The sequence below is a fragment of the Reyranella sp. genome (genome assembly GCF_044224635.1).
In the GTDB taxonomy this organism is placed as follows: domain Bacteria; phylum Pseudomonadota; class Alphaproteobacteria; order Reyranellales; family Reyranellaceae; genus Reyranella.
The window spans coordinates 21,905-38,305 of the sequence record NZ_JBGAKA010000035.1 but is presented as its reverse complement, the minus strand read 5'-3'; the positions used below and the strand labels follow the sequence as shown (position 1 = coordinate 38,305).

Annotated in this window: 15 protein-coding genes; 6 read left to right on the top strand and 9 right to left on the bottom strand. The window is 65.2% G+C overall.

Translation table 11 applies throughout. The features are described from left to right. Positions 1–360: 360 nt before the first annotated feature. Both ACILR9_RS25835 and ACILR9_RS25830 read left to right on the top strand, forming a co-directional pair. Positions 361–1,272 carry an ABC transporter permease gene (locus ACILR9_RS25835; protein WP_395712849.1) on the top strand — a complete coding sequence of 304 codons (912 nt, stop codon included), beginning with the start codon at positions 361–363 and terminating at the stop codon, positions 1,270–1,272. Beyond that, the gene (locus tag ACILR9_RS25830; protein ID WP_395712848.1) at positions 1,262–2,038 is read left to right on the top strand and encodes an ABC transporter ATP-binding protein; all 777 of its coding nucleotides are present in this window, start codon (positions 1,262–1,264) and stop codon (positions 2,036–2,038) included. Before ACILR9_RS25835 ends, ACILR9_RS25830 begins: the two co-directional genes overlap by 11 nt. A gap of 153 nt (positions 2,039–2,191) precedes the next feature. On the opposite strand, the gene ACILR9_RS25825 is transcribed toward ACILR9_RS25830, so the two are convergent. The 3 genes from ACILR9_RS25825 to ACILR9_RS25815 all read right to left on the bottom strand — a co-directional run bounded on the left by ACILR9_RS25825 (position 2,192) and on the right by ACILR9_RS25815 (position 4,126). Then, on the bottom strand, positions 2,192–2,899 hold the full coding sequence (locus ACILR9_RS25825; protein WP_395712847.1) for a helix-turn-helix transcriptional regulator: 708 nt from the start codon (positions 2,897–2,899) through the stop codon (positions 2,192–2,194). 79 nt (positions 2,900–2,978) lie between these two features. Then, complete coding sequence (locus tag ACILR9_RS25820; protein WP_395712846.1) at positions 2,979–3,422, bottom strand: hypothetical protein; 444 nt, start codon at positions 3,420–3,422, stop codon at positions 2,979–2,981. Further along, positions 3,419–4,126: a pentapeptide repeat-containing protein gene (locus ACILR9_RS25815; protein WP_395712845.1), complete on the bottom strand. Its 708-nt coding sequence runs from the start codon at positions 4,124–4,126 to the stop codon at positions 3,419–3,421. Before ACILR9_RS25815 ends, ACILR9_RS25820 begins: the two co-directional genes overlap by 4 nt. Positions 4,127–4,348: 222 nt before the next feature. Here ACILR9_RS25815 and ACILR9_RS25810 point away from each other — a divergent pair, with 222 nt between their 5' ends. Then, positions 4,349–5,548, top strand: a complete 1,200-nt coding sequence (locus tag ACILR9_RS25810; protein WP_395712844.1) for a hypothetical protein — start codon at positions 4,349–4,351, stop codon at positions 5,546–5,548. Further along, positions 5,545–6,765 carry an HAD-IIIA family hydrolase gene (locus ACILR9_RS25805; RefSeq protein WP_395712843.1) on the top strand — a complete coding sequence of 407 codons (1,221 nt, stop codon included), beginning with the start codon at positions 5,545–5,547 and terminating at the stop codon, positions 6,763–6,765. The genes ACILR9_RS25810 and ACILR9_RS25805 overlap by 4 nt, the downstream gene beginning before the upstream one ends. Here ACILR9_RS25805 and ACILR9_RS25800 read toward each other — a convergent pair. Both ACILR9_RS25800 and ACILR9_RS25795 read right to left on the bottom strand, forming a co-directional pair. Further along, the gene (locus ACILR9_RS25800) at positions 6,719–7,693 is read right to left on the bottom strand and encodes an aldo/keto reductase (protein ID WP_395712842.1); all 975 of its coding nucleotides are present in this window, start codon (positions 7,691–7,693) and stop codon (positions 6,719–6,721) included. The genes ACILR9_RS25805 and ACILR9_RS25800 overlap by 47 nt on opposite strands. A gap of 6 nt (positions 7,694–7,699) precedes the next feature. Further along, positions 7,700–9,742 carry a B12-binding domain-containing radical SAM protein gene (locus tag ACILR9_RS25795; protein WP_395712841.1) on the bottom strand — a complete coding sequence of 681 codons (2,043 nt, stop codon included), beginning with the start codon at positions 9,740–9,742 and terminating at the stop codon, positions 7,700–7,702. A gap of 93 nt (positions 9,743–9,835) precedes the next feature. Here ACILR9_RS25795 and ACILR9_RS25790 point away from each other — a divergent pair, with 93 nt between their 5' ends. After that, positions 9,836–10,825 carry an NAD-dependent epimerase/dehydratase family protein gene (locus ACILR9_RS25790; RefSeq protein ID WP_395712840.1) on the top strand — a complete coding sequence of 330 codons (990 nt, stop codon included), beginning with the start codon at positions 9,836–9,838 and terminating at the stop codon, positions 10,823–10,825. A 125-nt stretch (positions 10,826–10,950) separates the two neighbouring features. Here ACILR9_RS25790 and ACILR9_RS25785 read toward each other — a convergent pair whose 3' ends face one another. The 4 genes from ACILR9_RS25785 to ACILR9_RS25770 form a co-directional block, all read right to left on the bottom strand. Next, on the bottom strand, positions 10,951–12,039 hold the full coding sequence (locus ACILR9_RS25785) for an alpha-ketoacid dehydrogenase subunit beta (RefSeq protein ID WP_395712839.1): 1,089 nt from the start codon (positions 12,037–12,039) through the stop codon (positions 10,951–10,953). A gap of 43 nt (positions 12,040–12,082) precedes the next feature. Then, positions 12,083–13,009 (bottom strand): thiamine pyrophosphate-dependent dehydrogenase E1 component subunit alpha, encoded by a 927-nt coding sequence (locus ACILR9_RS25780; RefSeq protein ID WP_395712838.1) that lies wholly within the window; start codon positions 13,007–13,009, stop codon positions 12,083–12,085. Positions 13,010–13,134: 125 nt separating this feature from the next. After that, positions 13,135–14,175 carry an alpha-ketoacid dehydrogenase subunit beta gene (locus ACILR9_RS25775; protein ID WP_395712837.1) on the bottom strand — a complete coding sequence of 347 codons (1,041 nt, stop codon included), beginning with the start codon at positions 14,173–14,175 and terminating at the stop codon, positions 13,135–13,137. After that, complete coding sequence (locus ACILR9_RS25770; RefSeq protein WP_395712890.1) at positions 14,162–15,154, bottom strand: thiamine pyrophosphate-dependent dehydrogenase E1 component subunit alpha; 993 nt, start codon at positions 15,152–15,154, stop codon at positions 14,162–14,164. The genes ACILR9_RS25775 and ACILR9_RS25770 overlap by 14 nt, the downstream gene beginning before the upstream one ends. Positions 15,155–15,367: 213 nt before the next feature. Between ACILR9_RS25770 and ACILR9_RS25765 the strand changes: the two genes are divergently transcribed. Next, entirely contained in the window at positions 15,368–16,387 is a 1,020-nt protein-coding gene (locus tag ACILR9_RS25765; RefSeq protein ID WP_395712836.1) for a GDP-mannose 4,6-dehydratase, read from the top strand. The last annotated feature ends 14 nt before the right edge of the window (positions 16,388–16,401 follow it).

The following is a 16,401-nucleotide window of genomic DNA, read 5'->3' as shown; positions in this document are numbered from 1 at the left end:
CAACGACGGCCAACCAGCCAGCCGCGCCCGGGGGTAGACGCGGCCGACCACCCTGATGCCCGCCTGCAACAGCGTCATTTCGACGGCGTCACGTCGCGTTCCCAGCATTGAAAGCGCCAACGCCACACACTAAGAAAAGCGCGGCGAAGTCCACGGCGCCTCGCTGCCGGCCTTTCATCAATCCCTGGGCAATCGGGCCCGCAGGGCAAGGGCAGGTTCCTCAATTCGGCCGGGACGGCAGAGGTCGGGCGGGCAATTCCTACCAATTGACTTGCGCGCACAAGCGAGGAATATCGTTTAATCTCAATGACTAAGCTAGACTTAGACCGGTCCGCCACCGATGTGCCCCGGGAGCAGGATGTGCCCCTGGCCCACGCCGCTCCCCTGCCGCACGACGTGCCCCTGCTGCACATCGTCGACGGCAAGGAAATCATACCCGGCGACAACAGCTGGCTTGCGCGGTGCGGTCGCTTTCTCGCCGAGCCCTTCACCAGCGCCTGGCGCAACCGCGACTTGATTGCCGCGATCCTGCGCCGCGAGCTGCGGGAGCGGTTCAGCGGGTCGGTGGCCGGCTGGGTCTGGGCGATCCTGGCGCCCTTGCTGTCGCTGATCACCTACACGCTGGTGTTCAGCGGGGCGGTCAAGCTGCCCAACAACGCCGATGCGTCGTCACCCATTGACTATGCGCTGTTCGTGTTCGGCGGGCTGATCGCCTTCAATTTTTTCGCCGAGATGGCGTACCGCGCGCCCTCGCTGTTGCATGAGTATGCCCACTACCTGAAGCAGACGATGTTCCCGGCCCACATGCTGCCGGTCATCTCGACCCTGCGGGCCACGACCTATGCCACGATCGGCTTAGTGCTGATGCTGTTGTGCCAGCTCTTGTTCTCCGGCTCGCTGCACTGGACCGTGCTGCTGCTGCCCTTGTGGTACATCCCATTCCTGGCGTTCCTGCTCGGGCTGACTTGGCTCTTGTCGGCGATGGGCGCCTTCACGCGCGACACCGCCTACCTGATGATGACGATCTCGCCGGTGCTGATGTTCGCCACGCCGGTGTTCTTCTCGCACGAATCGCTCAGCCCCGACTTGATGCGGCTGATGTACCTCAACATCCTCACGGGGTTCATCGAGATCATCCGTGACCTGGTGGTGTTCGGCCGGCTTCCCAATATGCTGGTCGTCGCCTGGACGATGTTCCTGTCCGTCTTCATGTTCTGGTTCGGTTACTGGTTCTTCCGCCGCCAGCAGGATAGCATCACCGATGTCATCTAGAGCTGACGTGGTGATCAGGGCGCAGCACCTCGCCAAGGCCTACAAGCTGTACGACAGCCCCAAGGATTGGGTGAAGCAGCAGCTGTTCGGCAGCCAGAAGAAGCCCTACTACAAGTCGTTCTGGGCGCTGAAGGACGTCAGCTTCGAGGTCCTGCGCGGCAAGAGCCTCGGCATCATCGGCCGCAACGGCTGCGGCAAGTCCACCTTGCTGCAGATCGTCTGCGGCATGACCCGGCCGACCAAGGGCGAGATCTGGGTGAAGGGCCGCGTCGCCCCGGTCCTCGCGCTAGGTGCCACCTTCGATCTCGAGGCGACGGGACGGGAGAATGTTTTGATCGCCGGCGCCGTGCTCGGCCTCAAGCGCTCCGAAATCGTCAGCAAGTTCGACTCGATTGCCGACTTCGCCGGCATCGGCGAGTTCATGGAGCAGCCGATCAAGCTCTACTCGATCGGCATGCGCATGCGGCTGGCTTTCGCCATCTGCGCCCATATCGACGCCGAGATCCTGATCGTCGACGAGGCCTTGGCGGTCGGCGACCTCGCCTTCCAGAAGAAATGCGTCGACTGGATCGACCGCTTCCGCCGTACCGGCACGCTGCTGTTCGTCAGCCATTCGACCACCGAGCTCGCCCGCCTGTGCGAGACCGCCCTGTGGATCGACAACGGCCGCGTCCGCGAAGCGGGTGACGTGGCCGACGTCATCCGCGCCTACCGCCGCGCCACCCGCCTGGAAAAGGACAGCATGAGCCGCTTCTCGGCGACGTGACGTCCCGGGCTTGAGGTAGCTGTCATTTCGGGAGCGTGTGATCCATCGAACGAGCGCGCACCCCTCTTGTCATCCTGAGCACAGCGACGGATCTCGTTGCCCGGCCACGATTCTCGTGTGCTTCCCATCCTGGCCGAGACGGCCTGAGGCGCGCTACACACCGAGCAGCTCGTCCCAGTCGAGGACGCGATAGAGCCGTAGCACGGCGCGGCGGTCGACGTCGAAATCGCGCGCCGGATTGTACTGGCGTAGCCGGAGCTTGGTCGGCGTGACGGCGAGCAGGCGCTTGATCATCGCCGGCCGCGTGCTCTCGCCGACCGGCGGCTTGAGCTCGACCAGGACGTAGTCCATCACCCGGGGCGGTTTGGCGCTTTCGACATAGACCAGCTGGCCGGGTTCGCGCCAATGCACCATCGAATCGCCCTGCACGTAGGCCGCAAATACATCGGCCCGCGCCGCCAGCCGTGGCGGCCGGCGGACATAGTCGACGACCGCGCCGTTCAGCTCAAAATCGACCAGATGGTTGCCGTCGCCGCCAACCACGGTGCCGTAGACCGGCACGTCCTTGGGCATCTCGCTGCGATAGGGCGGCAGCGCCGCGTCCTCGGCGAAACGCGCGTTGAGGCGTGGCATCGCATCGAGAGCCACGCGGTCGCTGGGCGGCGGCGCAGCGACCGACACGCCCGCGCCGCCAGGTTCATCGAGATATTTCAGGATGATCGGCAGCTCGCTCGCTCTGATGTGGCGTTCGCCTCGGACCATGCGGTTGACGGCCGACGGATTGCGGCCGAGTGCCGCGGCAAGGCCGGCCTGCGAATAGCCGGGGCGCCCAAGCATTTCTTTCAGCCATTTGTGGTCCATGTCGAGGCTCGCTGCCGTAAATGGACCCAATGTGACAGGACTCGTGCAACTACGCAATGCGTATTTCGCAATACGACGTTCAGCCGCTTTCCAGCGCCCAGCGGGCCGTCCGGTAACGCTCGACATTGCGCACGAAACCGGCCCACAGGCGCCGCCGCTCGATCCACCAGAGCCGTCGTCGCGTGGCATCCCATAGGTCCCATCGCAGCACGGCCCACGGCCCCCGCCGATCGCTTTCATGCGCCTGGAGGTGGACCAGCCAGCCCACCGCGGCGAAGGCGTGCGCCTCGTGTTGGAAGCGGAACGGCGCCTCGTGGCCGCCAAACCCGTCGTCGCGATCGAACAGGCCGGCGAGCCCGAGCCGATGGACGCAGGCCCAAAAATCCTCGCGGGCATGAGCCACCTCGGCCGAGCAGGCGGCTGCAGCCCAGCGTCGATAGGGGGCATTGCCGGGTGCTTGCAGCGGCAGCGCCCGGCGCGCCCGGCGGATGGTGTACGCGAGTGACGCCGGCGCGGCGTTCACGCCCGCCGCGTCGCCGCCGTTGTCAAATCAGCAAGCGCGTCAGAGTTGCTGGAGTAGAAATCCGGAATCGGCACACCAGGGCGGCTCGCGGCATAGATGAAGGTGCCGGCGATGGCGGCGCCCAATGCCTCCTCGAGCGCTTCGCCGGCTGGTCCGGCGAGCTTTATGGCCCATCCCGCGCGGCAATGGGTCGTCTCGCAGCTGTGCCAGACGGACATCTCGAGCCGTCCGCCCGCCTCGATTCGCGCCAGGATCGCAGCGTCGATGGCCGGAATGACCGGGATGTCCCCCAATGCCGCCCGCGACAGATCGGCGCCGCTGAGATCGGCGCCGTAGAGGTCGACCGAGCGCAAATCGGTATCGCGCAACAGCGCGCCACGCAGGACGGCACCACTCAGGTCGGCCTCGGCGAGGTCCGCGCCACTTAGATCGGCGTCGCGCAAATCGGTGTCGCCGAGGTCGGCGCCGCGCAGGATCGCCTGCCGAAGATCGACCTCGCGCAGCCCCCGGCCGCGCAGCCTCGCGCCACCGAGATCGGCGCCGCTGAGCTTCAGCCCGCTGAGGTCGAGGCCGCGGCGCCACGCCCACCACACGGCTTGGCCGAGCCTGGCCGCGTGCGGTGTGTCATCGGAACAGTCGATCTCGGCGAGGATCCGAACGGTCGGGGTCCAACGATCGAGCAGGGAAAAACTGGTCATGGGCATGGGTGGCAATCCGGTTGGAGTTGCCGTTCAAGATTGCGGTAATCGCAATTTCTGTCAATGCGATTATCGCATTCTATACACGTTTTCCCCATGGTGGCGACGCTGTGCCTATCCGCGCACGCAAGTCGGGGCGACCTGCTGGCCAACGCCGGCCAATCGTCGGCCCCGCCATTGCGAGAAGCACAGCATCGATCAGCCGAGTGCGGTGAAGGGCGTCTCGCCGTGCTGTCGCGGCGCCAGGCGCTGAAGCGCCACGACGGCTCTTACGATCAGAAGGAAAATCCCGTATACGGCTCGCACTCTCTCAACAATATGAAGCTCCGGCCGAGACAGCTCGACGTGAACGCGCAACCCTACGTTACTTTTGTTACTTTCTTTCGGAACGACAGGTATACGGACGATTTCGAGGCGCGGGTCAGCCGGGCGACGCGGTTCCTCGTGCGCCAGCTGCAGCGCTTCCGCGTCGACGCGGAGATCATCCTCGTCGAATGGAACCCACCGCCCGGTGAGGCCCTGCTGATCGACTCGCTGGGGCCACTGCGCCAAGGCGGCTGTGTCCAGGTGCGCGGCATCATCGTCAGCAAGGAGCACCATCAGAGATTCCGGGGCGCTCACGAATGGGGCATGCATCCGGCCGCTGCCGCCAATGTCGGCCTGCGCCGTGCCCGCGGGCAATTCGTGTCGCCGAAAGCTGCCGACAGCTATCTTTCCGACGAGATCGTCTCCGTCCTGGCACGCCGCGATCTGGCGGGAAACACCATGTATCGCTGCGATCGGCATGACGTGGTGCTGGGCAGGTCGGAGCTTCTCGAAGCCGACGACATCGCCCTGCTGCACCGTCTGCAAAGCCTCGAGTGCACGCCGCACGAACATCGGCCGCCGCCGCCGCACTGGCGCATCCGCGATCTGCACACCAATGCCTGCGGCGATTTCCTGCTGATGAGCGGCGCCCTGTGGAAATCGATGCGCGGCTACCCGCTCAACGATACCGTGCTGTCGCTCGACTGCGATTCGATGATCATGCATGCGGCCGCGGCACGTGGCGTGCGCGAGAGCTGCCTTCCTCCCGCCTGCCGCATCTACAAGAGCGCCCACGCCCGCCTGTTCGCCAACCGCATCACCCAGGTCTTCTCACCGTGGCAGGCGATCATCGACAACGGCCTGGGAAGCCTGCGCTGGTGGCGCCTGCAGACGCTGGCGCGCGGAGCCTTCAACTATCCCAGGCGCAAGGTGCGCGGCTTGGAGAGTGTGCTCGGGCCGTCGATCGAGCGCCATTTCGTGAGGCCGGCCGAGCGGTGGGCGCAGGGCGCCCTGCCGGAACTGGCCCAGCCGGCCGATTGGGGACTCGGCGAGGTAGCACTCGACGAGCGCATCCTGTGCCGCGCCGGCTGGACGGCGACGAGCAGCACAGAGGTCGCGTGAGCGTCGACCAGGCAGTTTTCCTCGTCGGCGGTCTCGGAACTCGCCTGCAGGGCCTGATCCGGCAGACCGCCAAGCCGATGCTGCCGGTCGGCGGCCGTCCCTTTCTCGACTATCTGCTGGAAGAAGCCGCACGCCACGGCGTGAAGCGAGCCCTGCTGCTGTGCGGCCACAAGGCCGACGATGTCCGCCACGCCTATAACGGCCGCACCGTGCGTGGCATGCGCATCGAGACGGCGGTCGAACCCTCGCCCGCCGGAACCGCTGGCGCACTGGCGCTGGCGAGCGACCGGCTCGATGACCATTTCTTCCTCGTCAATGGCGATTCTCTTTTCGATTTCAACTGGTTATCTCTTCTTCCTCGAATGGGAGATACGACCACCGACGTGGTCCGTATGGCGCTCGCCAGCGGCATTTCCGGCACGCGCTACGGCCGGGTCGAGGTCGAACAGGGCAAGGTGCGCCGCTTCGCGCCATCGGGGCCGCCGGGCCAGCCGATCAATGCCGGCGTCTATTTGATGCGCAAGCAAATCTTGACACAAATCAGATCATTGCCGTGCTCACTCGAACGCGACGTGCTGCCTGATCTGGCGCGCGACGGCGTGATCGCCGGGCGCATCATCGAGGGTCCTTTCATCGACATCGGCATTCCCGAAGATTTCGAGCGCGCCCAAACCTTCGTGCCAAACCTGATGCGCCGGCCGGCGGCTTTCCTCGACCGCGACGGCGTGCTGAACGTGGATACCGGCTACATCCATCGCGCCGACCAGATCCGCTGGGTGGCCGGCGCGCAACACGCCGTGCGGGCGCTCAACGACGCCGGCTACTTCGTTTTCGTGGTAACCAACCAGGCTGGCATCGCGCGTGGTTTCTACCAGGAGGACCACGTCGTCGCCCTGCACGAGTGGATGGGCGCGGAACTCGGCCGGTATGGCGCGCATATCGATTGTGCCGAGTATTGCCCGTTCCATCCCGAGGGCACGATCGAACGCTATCGGCGCGTTTCCGACCTGCGCAAGCCCAGCCCCGGCATGATCAGGAAGCTGATGGCCGACTGGACGGTCGACGCCTCGCGGTCGTTCCTGATCGGTGATCGCACGACCGATGTCGAAGCCGCGCAAGCGGCGGGAATTCCCGGGCATCTCTTCCCGGGCGGCAACCTGCTCGATTTCCTCAGTTCGCTGTCTCTGCCGAGACGAAGAACTGCCGAGCCCGGTTGATTTCGAGAACCGCGTCGACCGCGACCTGGAGCAATGGCCCGCATGCGCTGGCAGCGGCGTTCTGATCGGCTTCGATCGGCGTCATGATGCCGGGGATGACGCTCGAGACGTCCGGAAAGGACAGGCAGAATCGCAGCGCTGCCTGAACGCCCGCAACGCCGGGGGCTGACCCGATCATGGCGAGCAGATGGTTCGCCCCATCGATCCAGGCGGCGAGCTGGGCAGCCGACCAGCCTCGCCGGTGATCGCCGGCCGGAAACACCGTATCTCGCGTGATCGTGCCGGACAGAAAGCCGAAGCAAAGGGGCGTGCGTGCGATGAAGCCGGAGCCGCGCCTGTGCATTTCCTCGAACAGCCCTCCGCTCGCCGCTCGCACATCCATCATGTTGAAGTTGCCCTGGATGACCGGGATGTCGCCGACGCGGAGCGCCGCCAGCGCATCGGCCGGGCGCTTGACCGAAGCGCCCCAGGAGCGAATCTTGCCGCTGTCAATCAAGCTATCGAGGGCGCGCCGCGGCTCGTCCTGCAACAGCACGTTGCGCGATGGGCTGTGCAGCATCAGAAGATCGATCGTATCGGTCTGCAGGCGACGCAGGCTGCGGTCGGCTGAGGCGACGAGGGCGGCAGCAGAGAAATCAGGCTCGCGATCCCAAGAATCGTAGCCCGCCTTGGTGGCGATCACGACCTGCTGGCGGCGCCCGGAGAAGGCCCTGCCGATCAGGCTCTCGCTGTGACCGTCGCCGTAGGCCGCCGAAGTATCGAAGAACGTGATGCCGCTGTCGAGCGCCCGGGCCAGCGCGGCGAGCGAGGTCCGGTCGTCGGTATCGCCATAAGAGGTCTGATTAACCGTACGGCCTCCGATGCCCCAGGCGCCAAAGCCGATTTCCGAGACCTTGATCCCGGTCTGGCCAAGCGCGCGGTAGTTCATGGGAAGTCAGTAGTGCCCGGCGAGCTCTGGCGTGATCTGGACGGCTCTGGGTGCATAGAGATAGGCCCCCTTCTTGTTGCCCCACCAGACGATCTCCCGACACCATTTCTGGAAGTCGTCGTAGGGCTTGCTGGTGCGGTCGATGTCGACCGCCACGGGTGCCTCGACCAGCAGTGCCTGCTCGCCCCCTCGCACCTTGTGCCAATAGTCTAACAGGTTGTGATTCACACGCAGCGTCAAATCGTTCTTGACGAAGGGCTGGTTGACCAGCGCATGGTTGAGCCGGATAGCCTCCTCGATGATCTCCATCGGCATCCCGTTGCCCCGGGCGCCCACCGTCTCGGCGAGGAGCGTGCCGGCCTCGGCGTAGAAACCGTCGAAGCGGCCTTCTGCCGTCAGCTTGACGAAGATGAACTCGTCGGCCGGCCAGTAGATGCCGAGATACTCCCGGGAGAAGACGTACTCGGCGCCGCCCTGCTGGATCGAGTCCGCCTCGCCGTGGAAGAATGCATTGATCTCGGCGATCAGAGGGTAGCGCGCCGAATCGGCGGCCATGAAGGCCTCGATCATGGCGCGGTAGGAGATGCCGGAAATGCCGTGCGCCAGAATCAGCGGAAGCTGGAACAGCTTGTCGAAATGCAGCAGCGCCGTCATCCAGCAGAAGACGCGGGCGCGGCGCCAGTCGGCGGCCGGCATCGCCGCCGTGGCGACAACCAGATCCTGGACCTCGGGCACGTCGTCGTCGAGCTCGATACGTTCGCCGTGGATGTTGATGATCTTCGACTCGACCGTGACCATGCCGTACCTGGCCTGATAGGCCGGGTCGCCCATCTCGGCATTGGGCAGGATCGACAGGTTGTTGAACTGGATACGGTTGTGCTGGCCGCTCACGATGAGCTGGTCGACGCCCTGCACGAAGGATTCATAGGTCTCGCCGGGCAGTCCGAGGATCAGGTCCGAATACGTCTCCACCTTGTCGCGGGTGAAGCGGCGCTGCAGCTCCATATAGGCGTCGAGCGCGATGTTGTCGCGCTTGATGGCGACGAGAGTGACCTTGTCGACGCTCTGCATGGACAGCGCCACGCCCTTGTTCAGGCCGGCGTTGGCGAGGATTTTTTGAGTCTCGTAAGCGCGTTCCGTCGCGTTCTTGGTGTTCTGCACCGACAACGCAACCGGGTAGCCCGTGCCGTTCTTGACCGACGCGACATACTTGGCGATGTCGACATCGCGTTTCTGGATGCCGAAGTTGGCGTCGCAACAGAAGATGTATTCGATCTTGTTGGCGGCAAACCAGTCGACCTCGCGATAGAGCCGTTCGTCGCCGAACCTGGTGACCTTGGCCGCTGTGGCCGAGCCCCAGTCGCAGAAGGTGCAGCGGAACGGGCAGCCGCGATTGGTCTCCCACAGGCCGATCCAGCTCTCGTGAGGGTTGGCCGCCATGATGGCGTCGAACGCCCCCTCAAGAAACGGCGACGGTATCTCATCGAGGTTGCGCACCCGATTGATGTTGGGGTTGCGCACAAAGCCCCCATCGGCCGTGACCATGCTGACGCCCGGCAGCGCCTGCCAGGCCTGGCGGTCCGGGAAGGCTTCGAGCAGCTTCAGGAAGGTCCGCTCGCCCTCGTTATGGACGGCCAGATCGATCTGCGGATTCGTTCGCAGGAAGGCTTCCGGCTGGTCCGGGACGTGTGGCCCCCCGAACACGATCACGATGCCGGGCTTCAGCGCTTTCAGCCGCCGGGCGATCTCCAGCGAGATGCGGCCGTTCCAGACGTAGGTGCTGAAGCCCACGAGGTCGGCATCCTTGAGCGCTTCGACGGCATCGGCGATGCGCACTCGCTTGTAGAGCGGCGGCAGGAAGCGGTAGCGGCCGGGGTCGGCGGCCATCTTCTGCACGTAGGTCTGCAGCAGGGCGACCGAATAGGGCAGGTAATTCTGGCCGGAGAAGGAATTGTTGATCTGGCCCAGGCCTACGACGACGGGCCGGCACGCCTCTGCCGCCGGCGCCTGCCCTGAAACGGCCGATTCGGGTCGAACGACGCTCGACATTAGCCTGGACCTGCGCTCCCCGTTACTCTCTGCACAAAGCAAGTGATGGACAAATGAACTAGAGAATCCGGACGACATTGTGGAGAGGGCAAAATGGACGTCGCGGGCAAGAAAATTCTAATCGCCGGCGGCGCCGGGTTCATTGGTACCAATCTGGCCATTGCCCTCGCTGGCCGCGGCGCCCGGCTGCGGCTTACGACTCATCAGAAGGCCCCCCAGGTCGAGATCGATGGCGCCGAGACCGTCCAGGCCGACCTGCGCCTGCCCGAGCATTGCGCCAGGGTCGTCGAGGGAATGGATTACGTCTTCCTGTGCGCCGCCCATACCTCGGGCGCCGCCGTGATCCGGGCCACACCGCTCGTCCACGTCACGCCCAACGTCCTGATCAACACGTTGATGCTGGAAGCCGCCCACCGCGCGAAGGTCGCCAAGTTCTGCTTCATCTCCAGCGGGGCCGCCTACCCGCCGACCGACGACCGGCCGGTAAGCGAAGGCGAGATGTTCGACGGTGACCCGCACAGCGTCTACTACGCCGCAGGCTGGATGAAGCGCTACGCCGAGATCCTATGCCGGACCTATGCCGAGAAGATCGCCGAGCCGATGGCGACCATAGTGATTCGGCCGTCCAACGTCTATGGGCCCTACGACAAGTTCGACTTCGCCGTCAGCCACGTCACGGCCGCGCTGGTGCGCCGCGTCATCGAACGCCATCGGCCGCTCGAGGTGTGGGGCACCGGCGGCGACGTCCGCGACCTGATCTATGTCGACGATTTCATCGAGGGCCTGCTCGCCGCCTTCGCCGTCGATGAGCCCTTCCTTGCCCTCAACCTGTGCTCTGGCAAGGGGTACTCGGTGCGCCAGATTCTCAAGCAGATCCTCTACGTCGACGGCTACGACGACGCCGATGTGCGCTACGACCCGTCGCGCCCCAGCACCATCCCGGTGCGCCTCATGGACAACAGCGCCGCCCGCCGGCTTGTGGGCTTCGAAGCGAGGACATCGCTTGCCGACGGCCTGCGCCGCACCATCGCCTGGTACAAGGCTCATCATGTGGGGGACCGCGGGCGTCCCGCCCGCTCATGACCGCCGGGACTGCGCCACTCCAGCCAGTGGCACCTCTTCGTCGCCCCCCGACCATGAGCGCCATCGGAGTTGCGCGACCCCAGCCATGAGTCATGAGCCGGGCGGCATGCCGGCGCGCCGGAGGATCAGAACGGGCCGCGGAAGCGCTTGTAGCCCTCGGTCATCGAGCGCTCGACCGGCAGGGGGACGCCGTGCCCGGCGCCTTTCGCCTGGGTCAGGATGGCGTCGACGGTCTCGCGCTGGCTTGGATAGTAGATGTCTTCCAGGCTTTTGGCAGTTGGACAGGGCGCGGGCGCCATGCCGAGCATCGAGGGCGGTTGCTCGAGCAGACGTGGATCGCGCATCACGAGTTGGCGGCAGACCTCGGCAGCGACGCCGTACTCCAGCCACGACGTGTCGGCAACGACCAGCCGGCCGGTTTTGCGTATGCTCGTCGCCACCAAGTCCCAGTCTGGATGGCTGATCGAGTTGAGATCGATGATCTCGACCGAGACGCCCGCCGCCTCGTGCACGTACTGGGCGGCACGCAACGCCTCGAGCACCATGACCGAGGTCGCCACGACCGTGACGTCCTTGCCCTCGCGCGTCACGTAGCTGCCGAGCGGAACGTGCTTGCCCGTGTCCGACACGGTGAAATCGAGATTGTAGAGCAGGCGATGCTCGATGCTGATCACCGGGCCAGGATGCCTTGCCACGATCGCCGGGTACATGTCGAGGATCGCCTGACTGCTCGACGGCATCACCACGGTGAGTCCGGGGAAATGCGCAAAGGTCGATTGCGGGCTCTGCGAATGCTGCGCGCCCTGGCCCCAACTCCGGCCGACGACGATGCGGATCAGCATCGGGCAGCTCATCAGGCCACCGAACATGTAGCGATACTTGGCCGCCATGTTGAGGATCTGGTTCATCGCAAGGAAGGAGAAGTCGGCGCGGATATGGGTGGTGATCGGGTAGTCGCCGGCCAGCGCCGCGCCGATTGCGATGCCGGTCATGCCCTCTTCCATCAGCGGCACGTCGAACACGCGCTTTGCGCCGTACTTCTCGGCGAGGCCGATGGTCGAGCCGAAGATGCCCTTAAAGTCGTCGACGCCCTGTCCCATGATGAAGACGTTGGAGTGATGGGCGAGCGCTGCATCCATGGTCTCGAGCAGGGCGCCGGCGTAGGATAGGATGCGCGTGCCCCGCGCGGCGGACTTTGCAATGGCGACGTTCATGGTTGGGGCACTCATCGTGCTGGATGGTGGGGCATAGTGGGCGCTAGATGATGTCGGTCAGGAGGTCGGGCCGGCCGGGTAGCGGGCTCGCCTCGGCGAAAGCGACGGCGGCGGCGATTTCGCGTTCGAGCTCGGGTTTCAGGGCGCTCGCGAGCGCGGCATCGACGATCAGCGGATCGCGCCGCTTGAAAGAATCGATGCTGTCTCTGGTGCGATAGTTGAAATGAAAATCCTCGCCGACGCCGACATGCTCCTTGTAGCGCGAGGTCGCGATCTCGAGCACGAACGGCGCGCCGGCGCGCACCTCGGCTGCCGCCTCGAGCGTGACGTCGCGCACCGCCAGCATATCCCATCCCTCCTCCAGGCGGCGGCTGGCAATGCCAAACGCGGCGGCATGCTCGGCCAAGCGATAGGCCTGACGCATCGGACGATGGCTATGCACGGCAAGGCCGTTGTCCTCGCACAGCAACAGCACCGGCACCTTCATCAGCGCAGCGAAGTTCAGGCTCTCGTGATAGACACCCTCCTCCGTCGCGCCATCTCCGAACACGGCGACGGCGATGCGATCGGTGCCGCGGCGCTTGAAGGCGAGCGCGGCGCCGACGGCATGCGGGATGGTGCTGGCGACCACCGCCGACGAGCCCATCAGGCCGACTTCCGGCGCGGCGAGATGCATGGAGCCTGCCTTGCCGCCGGAGATGCCGCCGGTGCGGCCGTACAGCTCGGCAAACATGGCATCGAGGCGGCCGCCCTTGGCGACGTAGAAGCCGTGCGAGCGATAGGTGGCAAAAACCAGGTCGTCGGGCCTGAGACCGTCGCACACGCCGACTGCCACGGCCTCCTGGCCGATCGACAGGTGGACCGGGCTCTGAATCTTGTCGGACGGATAGAGCGCGATGATCTGCTCCTCGACCAGACGGATCAGCAGCGCGGTCCGGAACAGCCGGCGATAGGTCGCTTCATCCTTCACAGAGTGATGCTCCGCCACGGGAATGGGGCCGCAGACAGCTAAAGGAGCCGGTCCCGAATGGCAACGTCAGAAGCTCGCGCTGTGGCCGCCGTCGGCGGAGTGTCGGCGCCGCTCACCCGGCTCGCCTAGAAGGGTCCGCGAAAGCGCCGTTCGTGGCTGAAGAAATCCTCGCCGTCCAGGTTGGCTGCCTCGAGCCCCAGCATATCCTCGACCGCATGCACGATGCTGCGCGCATTCGGATAGAACTCGTTCTCGAGCTCGCGCACCGTCGGGCAGGGTGTGTGGGCAAAGCCGATGCGCCGGACCGGGACCTTGAGCTGGCCGAAGCACTTCTCGTGGATGCGCGCCGATAGCTCGGCGCTGAAACCAGAGTCGACCCAGTCGCAATCGGCGATGATGCAGCGGCCAGTGCGGCGCACGGACTCGAGGATCAGGCCCTCGTCGAGCGGCGCCAGAGTGCGCGGATCGACGATCTCGACCGACACGCCACGCTTGGCGAGGATGTCGGCGGCGAGCCGCGCCTCGACATTCATCCACGAGAGCCCGACCACGGTGACATCACGGCCCGGCCGCAAGATGCGGCCGACACCCAGCGGCACCTCGTAGGGCTCCTCGGGGACTTCTTCCTCGGCCCAGTAGAGCCAGCGATGCTCGAAGCAGATCACCGGATTGTCGTCGCGGATCGCTGCCGTCAGCATTCCCTTGACGTCGGACGGCGTGGTCGGGGCAATCACCTTGAGGCCGGGGATATGGGTGAAGTTGGAGAACAGGCTCTTGCTGTGCTGCGCCCCCTGGCCCCAGCCGCGGCCGATCACGGCGCGCACCACCAACGGCACCTTGAGCCGGCCGCCGGTGGAGTAGATGTAGTTCGACACCATGTTGACCAGCTGATTGGTGGCCAGGATCATGAAATCGACCCGGATGTGGACGTGGATCGGACGCAGTCCGCGGATCGCCGCGCCGAGGCCGAAGCCGGTCATTGCATCCTCGCAAATCGGCGTATCGAAGCAGCGCTCCGGGCCGAATTTCTCCACCAATCCCTTGGTGGTGCCGAAGATCGACGACCAGGTCGGCACGCCGATGCCGTAGACGAACACCCGCGGATCGCGCTCCATCTCCTGCGTCGTCGCCTCACGGATGGCGCCGGCGTAATCAAGCTTTCGCATGGAACACACCAGCATGCAGCCGGTTCGGCGTGGGGATCGGCGCCTGCGATGCCCGCTTCACGCTGGTCTGGATGGCCGTTTCGATCTCCTGCTCCATCGCGGCGATGGCGCTCTCGCCCACCTGGTGCGAGACGAGCCGCGCACGCTGCACCTTCAGGGCGTCGCGCGCGATCCATTCGCGTTCGACTGTCGCTTTGTCGCGATAGCCCCAGTTCCAGTCGGTGCCGATGCCGACATGCTCGAGATAGCGGCAGCACTTGATGTTGAGGAAGGCCGGGCGGCGATCGCGCTGCGCCCGCGCCACCGCGTCGCGTGCGAGGCGGTAGACGCTTTCGACGTCGCCGCTCCGGTCCTCGTAGGTGTCGCAGCCGAACGGCTTCACCGCCTCGATGAGCGAAGCCGCGACCTGGCGCGCTTCCCGCGGCGTGTCGACGGCGTAGCCGTTGTCCTCGCAAACGAACAGCATGGGTAGGCGGAAGAGCGCCGCCGAGTTGAGACTCTCCCAGAATACGCCGGCATCGGCCGCGCCGTCGCCGAAAAAGGCCACCGCGGTGCGCCCGGTGGCGAGGCGCAGATTGGCGAAAGCGGCACCAACTGCGACCGGGATCTGCGTCGCCACCACGCCGCTCGACAAAATGTGGCCCTGGTCGGGGGCGGCGAGATGCATCGACCCGCCCTTGCCTTCACCGGTGCCCGAGGTGCGCCCGTAGAGTTCGGAGAAAAAGCGGTCGGTATCATGGGTCTGCGCCAGGAACGCGGCATGGCTGCGATAGGAGGCGAACACGTCGGCCTTGCCGTCGAGCGCCGCGCACACGCCGACGCAGACAAACTCCTGCCCCATCGACATGTGCATGGGGGTCCGCATCAGGTTCTCGGGGTAGTGCTTGACGATGGATTCTTCGCAACGACGAGCCAGGAACAGGCTCCTGTACAACTGAATCGCCGTCGTCTTGGGCAGGGGCTTGCGGTCAGAATTCATCATATTGTTGGGGATTATCTCGCGGTCGGTCGGACCATAGAGACCTCCGACTCGCAAGGCAATGTTCACTGCTCCCGAGTTTTTCCCGCCCGGAAGCGTTCTCATTCTCCTCCCCGGCTTCGCTAAAGAGGAGGGAAAACGAGCCAGTGGCCTTTTGGTCCGGTCTCGACTAGATAGACCGCCGATTTTGCAGGACAGGACAGGCTTGCGACCATGGCCCCGCCGCGCGCCCTCATCACCGGCATCACGGGAATGGTCGGCTCACATCTCGCCGAGTTCCTGCTTGAGCGCACCGACTGGGAGGTGATCGGCATGTGCCGCTGGCGCAGCCCGCTCGACAACCTTTCGACCATCGCCCATCGCATCAATTCCAAGGACCGCATCTCCCTTCTCTACGGCGATCTGCGCGACACGATGTCCATCCAGAACGTCGTCGCCAGCGCCCGGCCCGACTACGTCTTTCACCTTGCCGCCCAGAGCTTCCCGCGCACCAGCTTCGATGCGCCGCTCGACACCATGGACACGAACGTACAGGGGACTGTGCGTGTCCTCGACGCGCTGCGCCAGCACGCGCCCAAGGCGACGATCCATGTCTGCTCGTCTTCCGAGGTGTTCGGCCGGGTGCCCAAGGAGAAGCTGCCGATCGACGAGGAGTGCACGTTCCATCCGGCTTCGCCCTACGCCATCTCCAAGGTCGGCACCGACCTGGTCGGCCGCTTCTATGCCGAGGCCTACGGCATGACCGTGATGATCACCCGCATGTTCACCCATACCGGGCCGCGCCGCGGCGACGTGTTCGCCGAATCGACCTTCGCCAAGCAGATCGCCATGATCGAGCACAACCGCATCAAGCCCATGGTCAAGGTCGGCAACCTGCAATCATTGCGCACCGTGGCCGACGTGCGCGACGCGGTGCGCGCCTACTACATGCTCGTCACGGTCAATCCGACGCCCGGCGCCTACTACAATATCGGCGGCAACCACTCCTGCACGGTGAAGGAGATCCTCGACACGCTGATCGGCCTGTCGCCCTGCAAGGATGCCATCCGTGTCGAGGTCGATCCGGACCGGCTGCGGCCGATCGATGCCGACCTGCAGGTGCCCAACACGGCGAAGTTCCGCGCTCATACCGGCTGGCAGCCGGAAATCCCCTACGAGAAGACCCTGGGCGATCTTCTGGAGTATTGGCGGGAGCGCGTTGCCACCGAAGGCGACCGGTTCCTTACCCGCTGACGAGGTGACGATCT

Excerpts from the sequence above, each read along its gene's own strand:
- ACILR9_RS25825 (WP_395712847.1), bottom strand. The coding sequence starts at position 2,899 with ATGGACCACAAATGGCTGAAAGAAATGCTTGGGCGCCCCGGCTATTCG.
- ACILR9_RS25795 (WP_395712841.1), bottom strand. The coding sequence starts at position 9,742 with ATGTCGAGCGTCGTTCGACCCGAATCGGCCGTTTCAGGGCAGGCGCCG.
- ACILR9_RS25775 (WP_395712837.1), bottom strand. The coding sequence starts at position 14,175 with ATGCGAAAGCTTGATTACGCCGGCGCCATCCGTGAGGCGACGACGCAG.
- ACILR9_RS25785 (WP_395712839.1), bottom strand. The coding sequence starts at position 12,039 with ATGAACGTCGCCATTGCAAAGTCCGCCGCGCGGGGCACGCGCATCCTA.
- ACILR9_RS25815 (WP_395712845.1), bottom strand. The coding sequence starts at position 4,126 with ATGCCCATGACCAGTTTTTCCCTGCTCGATCGTTGGACCCCGACCGTT.
- ACILR9_RS25800 (WP_395712842.1), bottom strand. The coding sequence starts at position 7,693 with ATGAACTACCGCGCGCTTGGCCAGACCGGGATCAAGGTCTCGGAAATC.
- ACILR9_RS25790 (WP_395712840.1), top strand. The coding sequence starts at position 9,836 with ATGGACGTCGCGGGCAAGAAAATTCTAATCGCCGGCGGCGCCGGGTTC.
- ACILR9_RS25765 (WP_395712836.1), top strand. The coding sequence starts at position 15,368 with ATGGCCCCGCCGCGCGCCCTCATCACCGGCATCACGGGAATGGTCGGC.
- ACILR9_RS25770 (WP_395712890.1), bottom strand. The coding sequence starts at position 15,154 with ATGAATTCTGACCGCAAGCCCCTGCCCAAGACGACGGCGATTCAGTTG.
- ACILR9_RS25830 (WP_395712848.1), top strand. The coding sequence starts at position 1,262 with ATGTCATCTAGAGCTGACGTGGTGATCAGGGCGCAGCACCTCGCCAAG.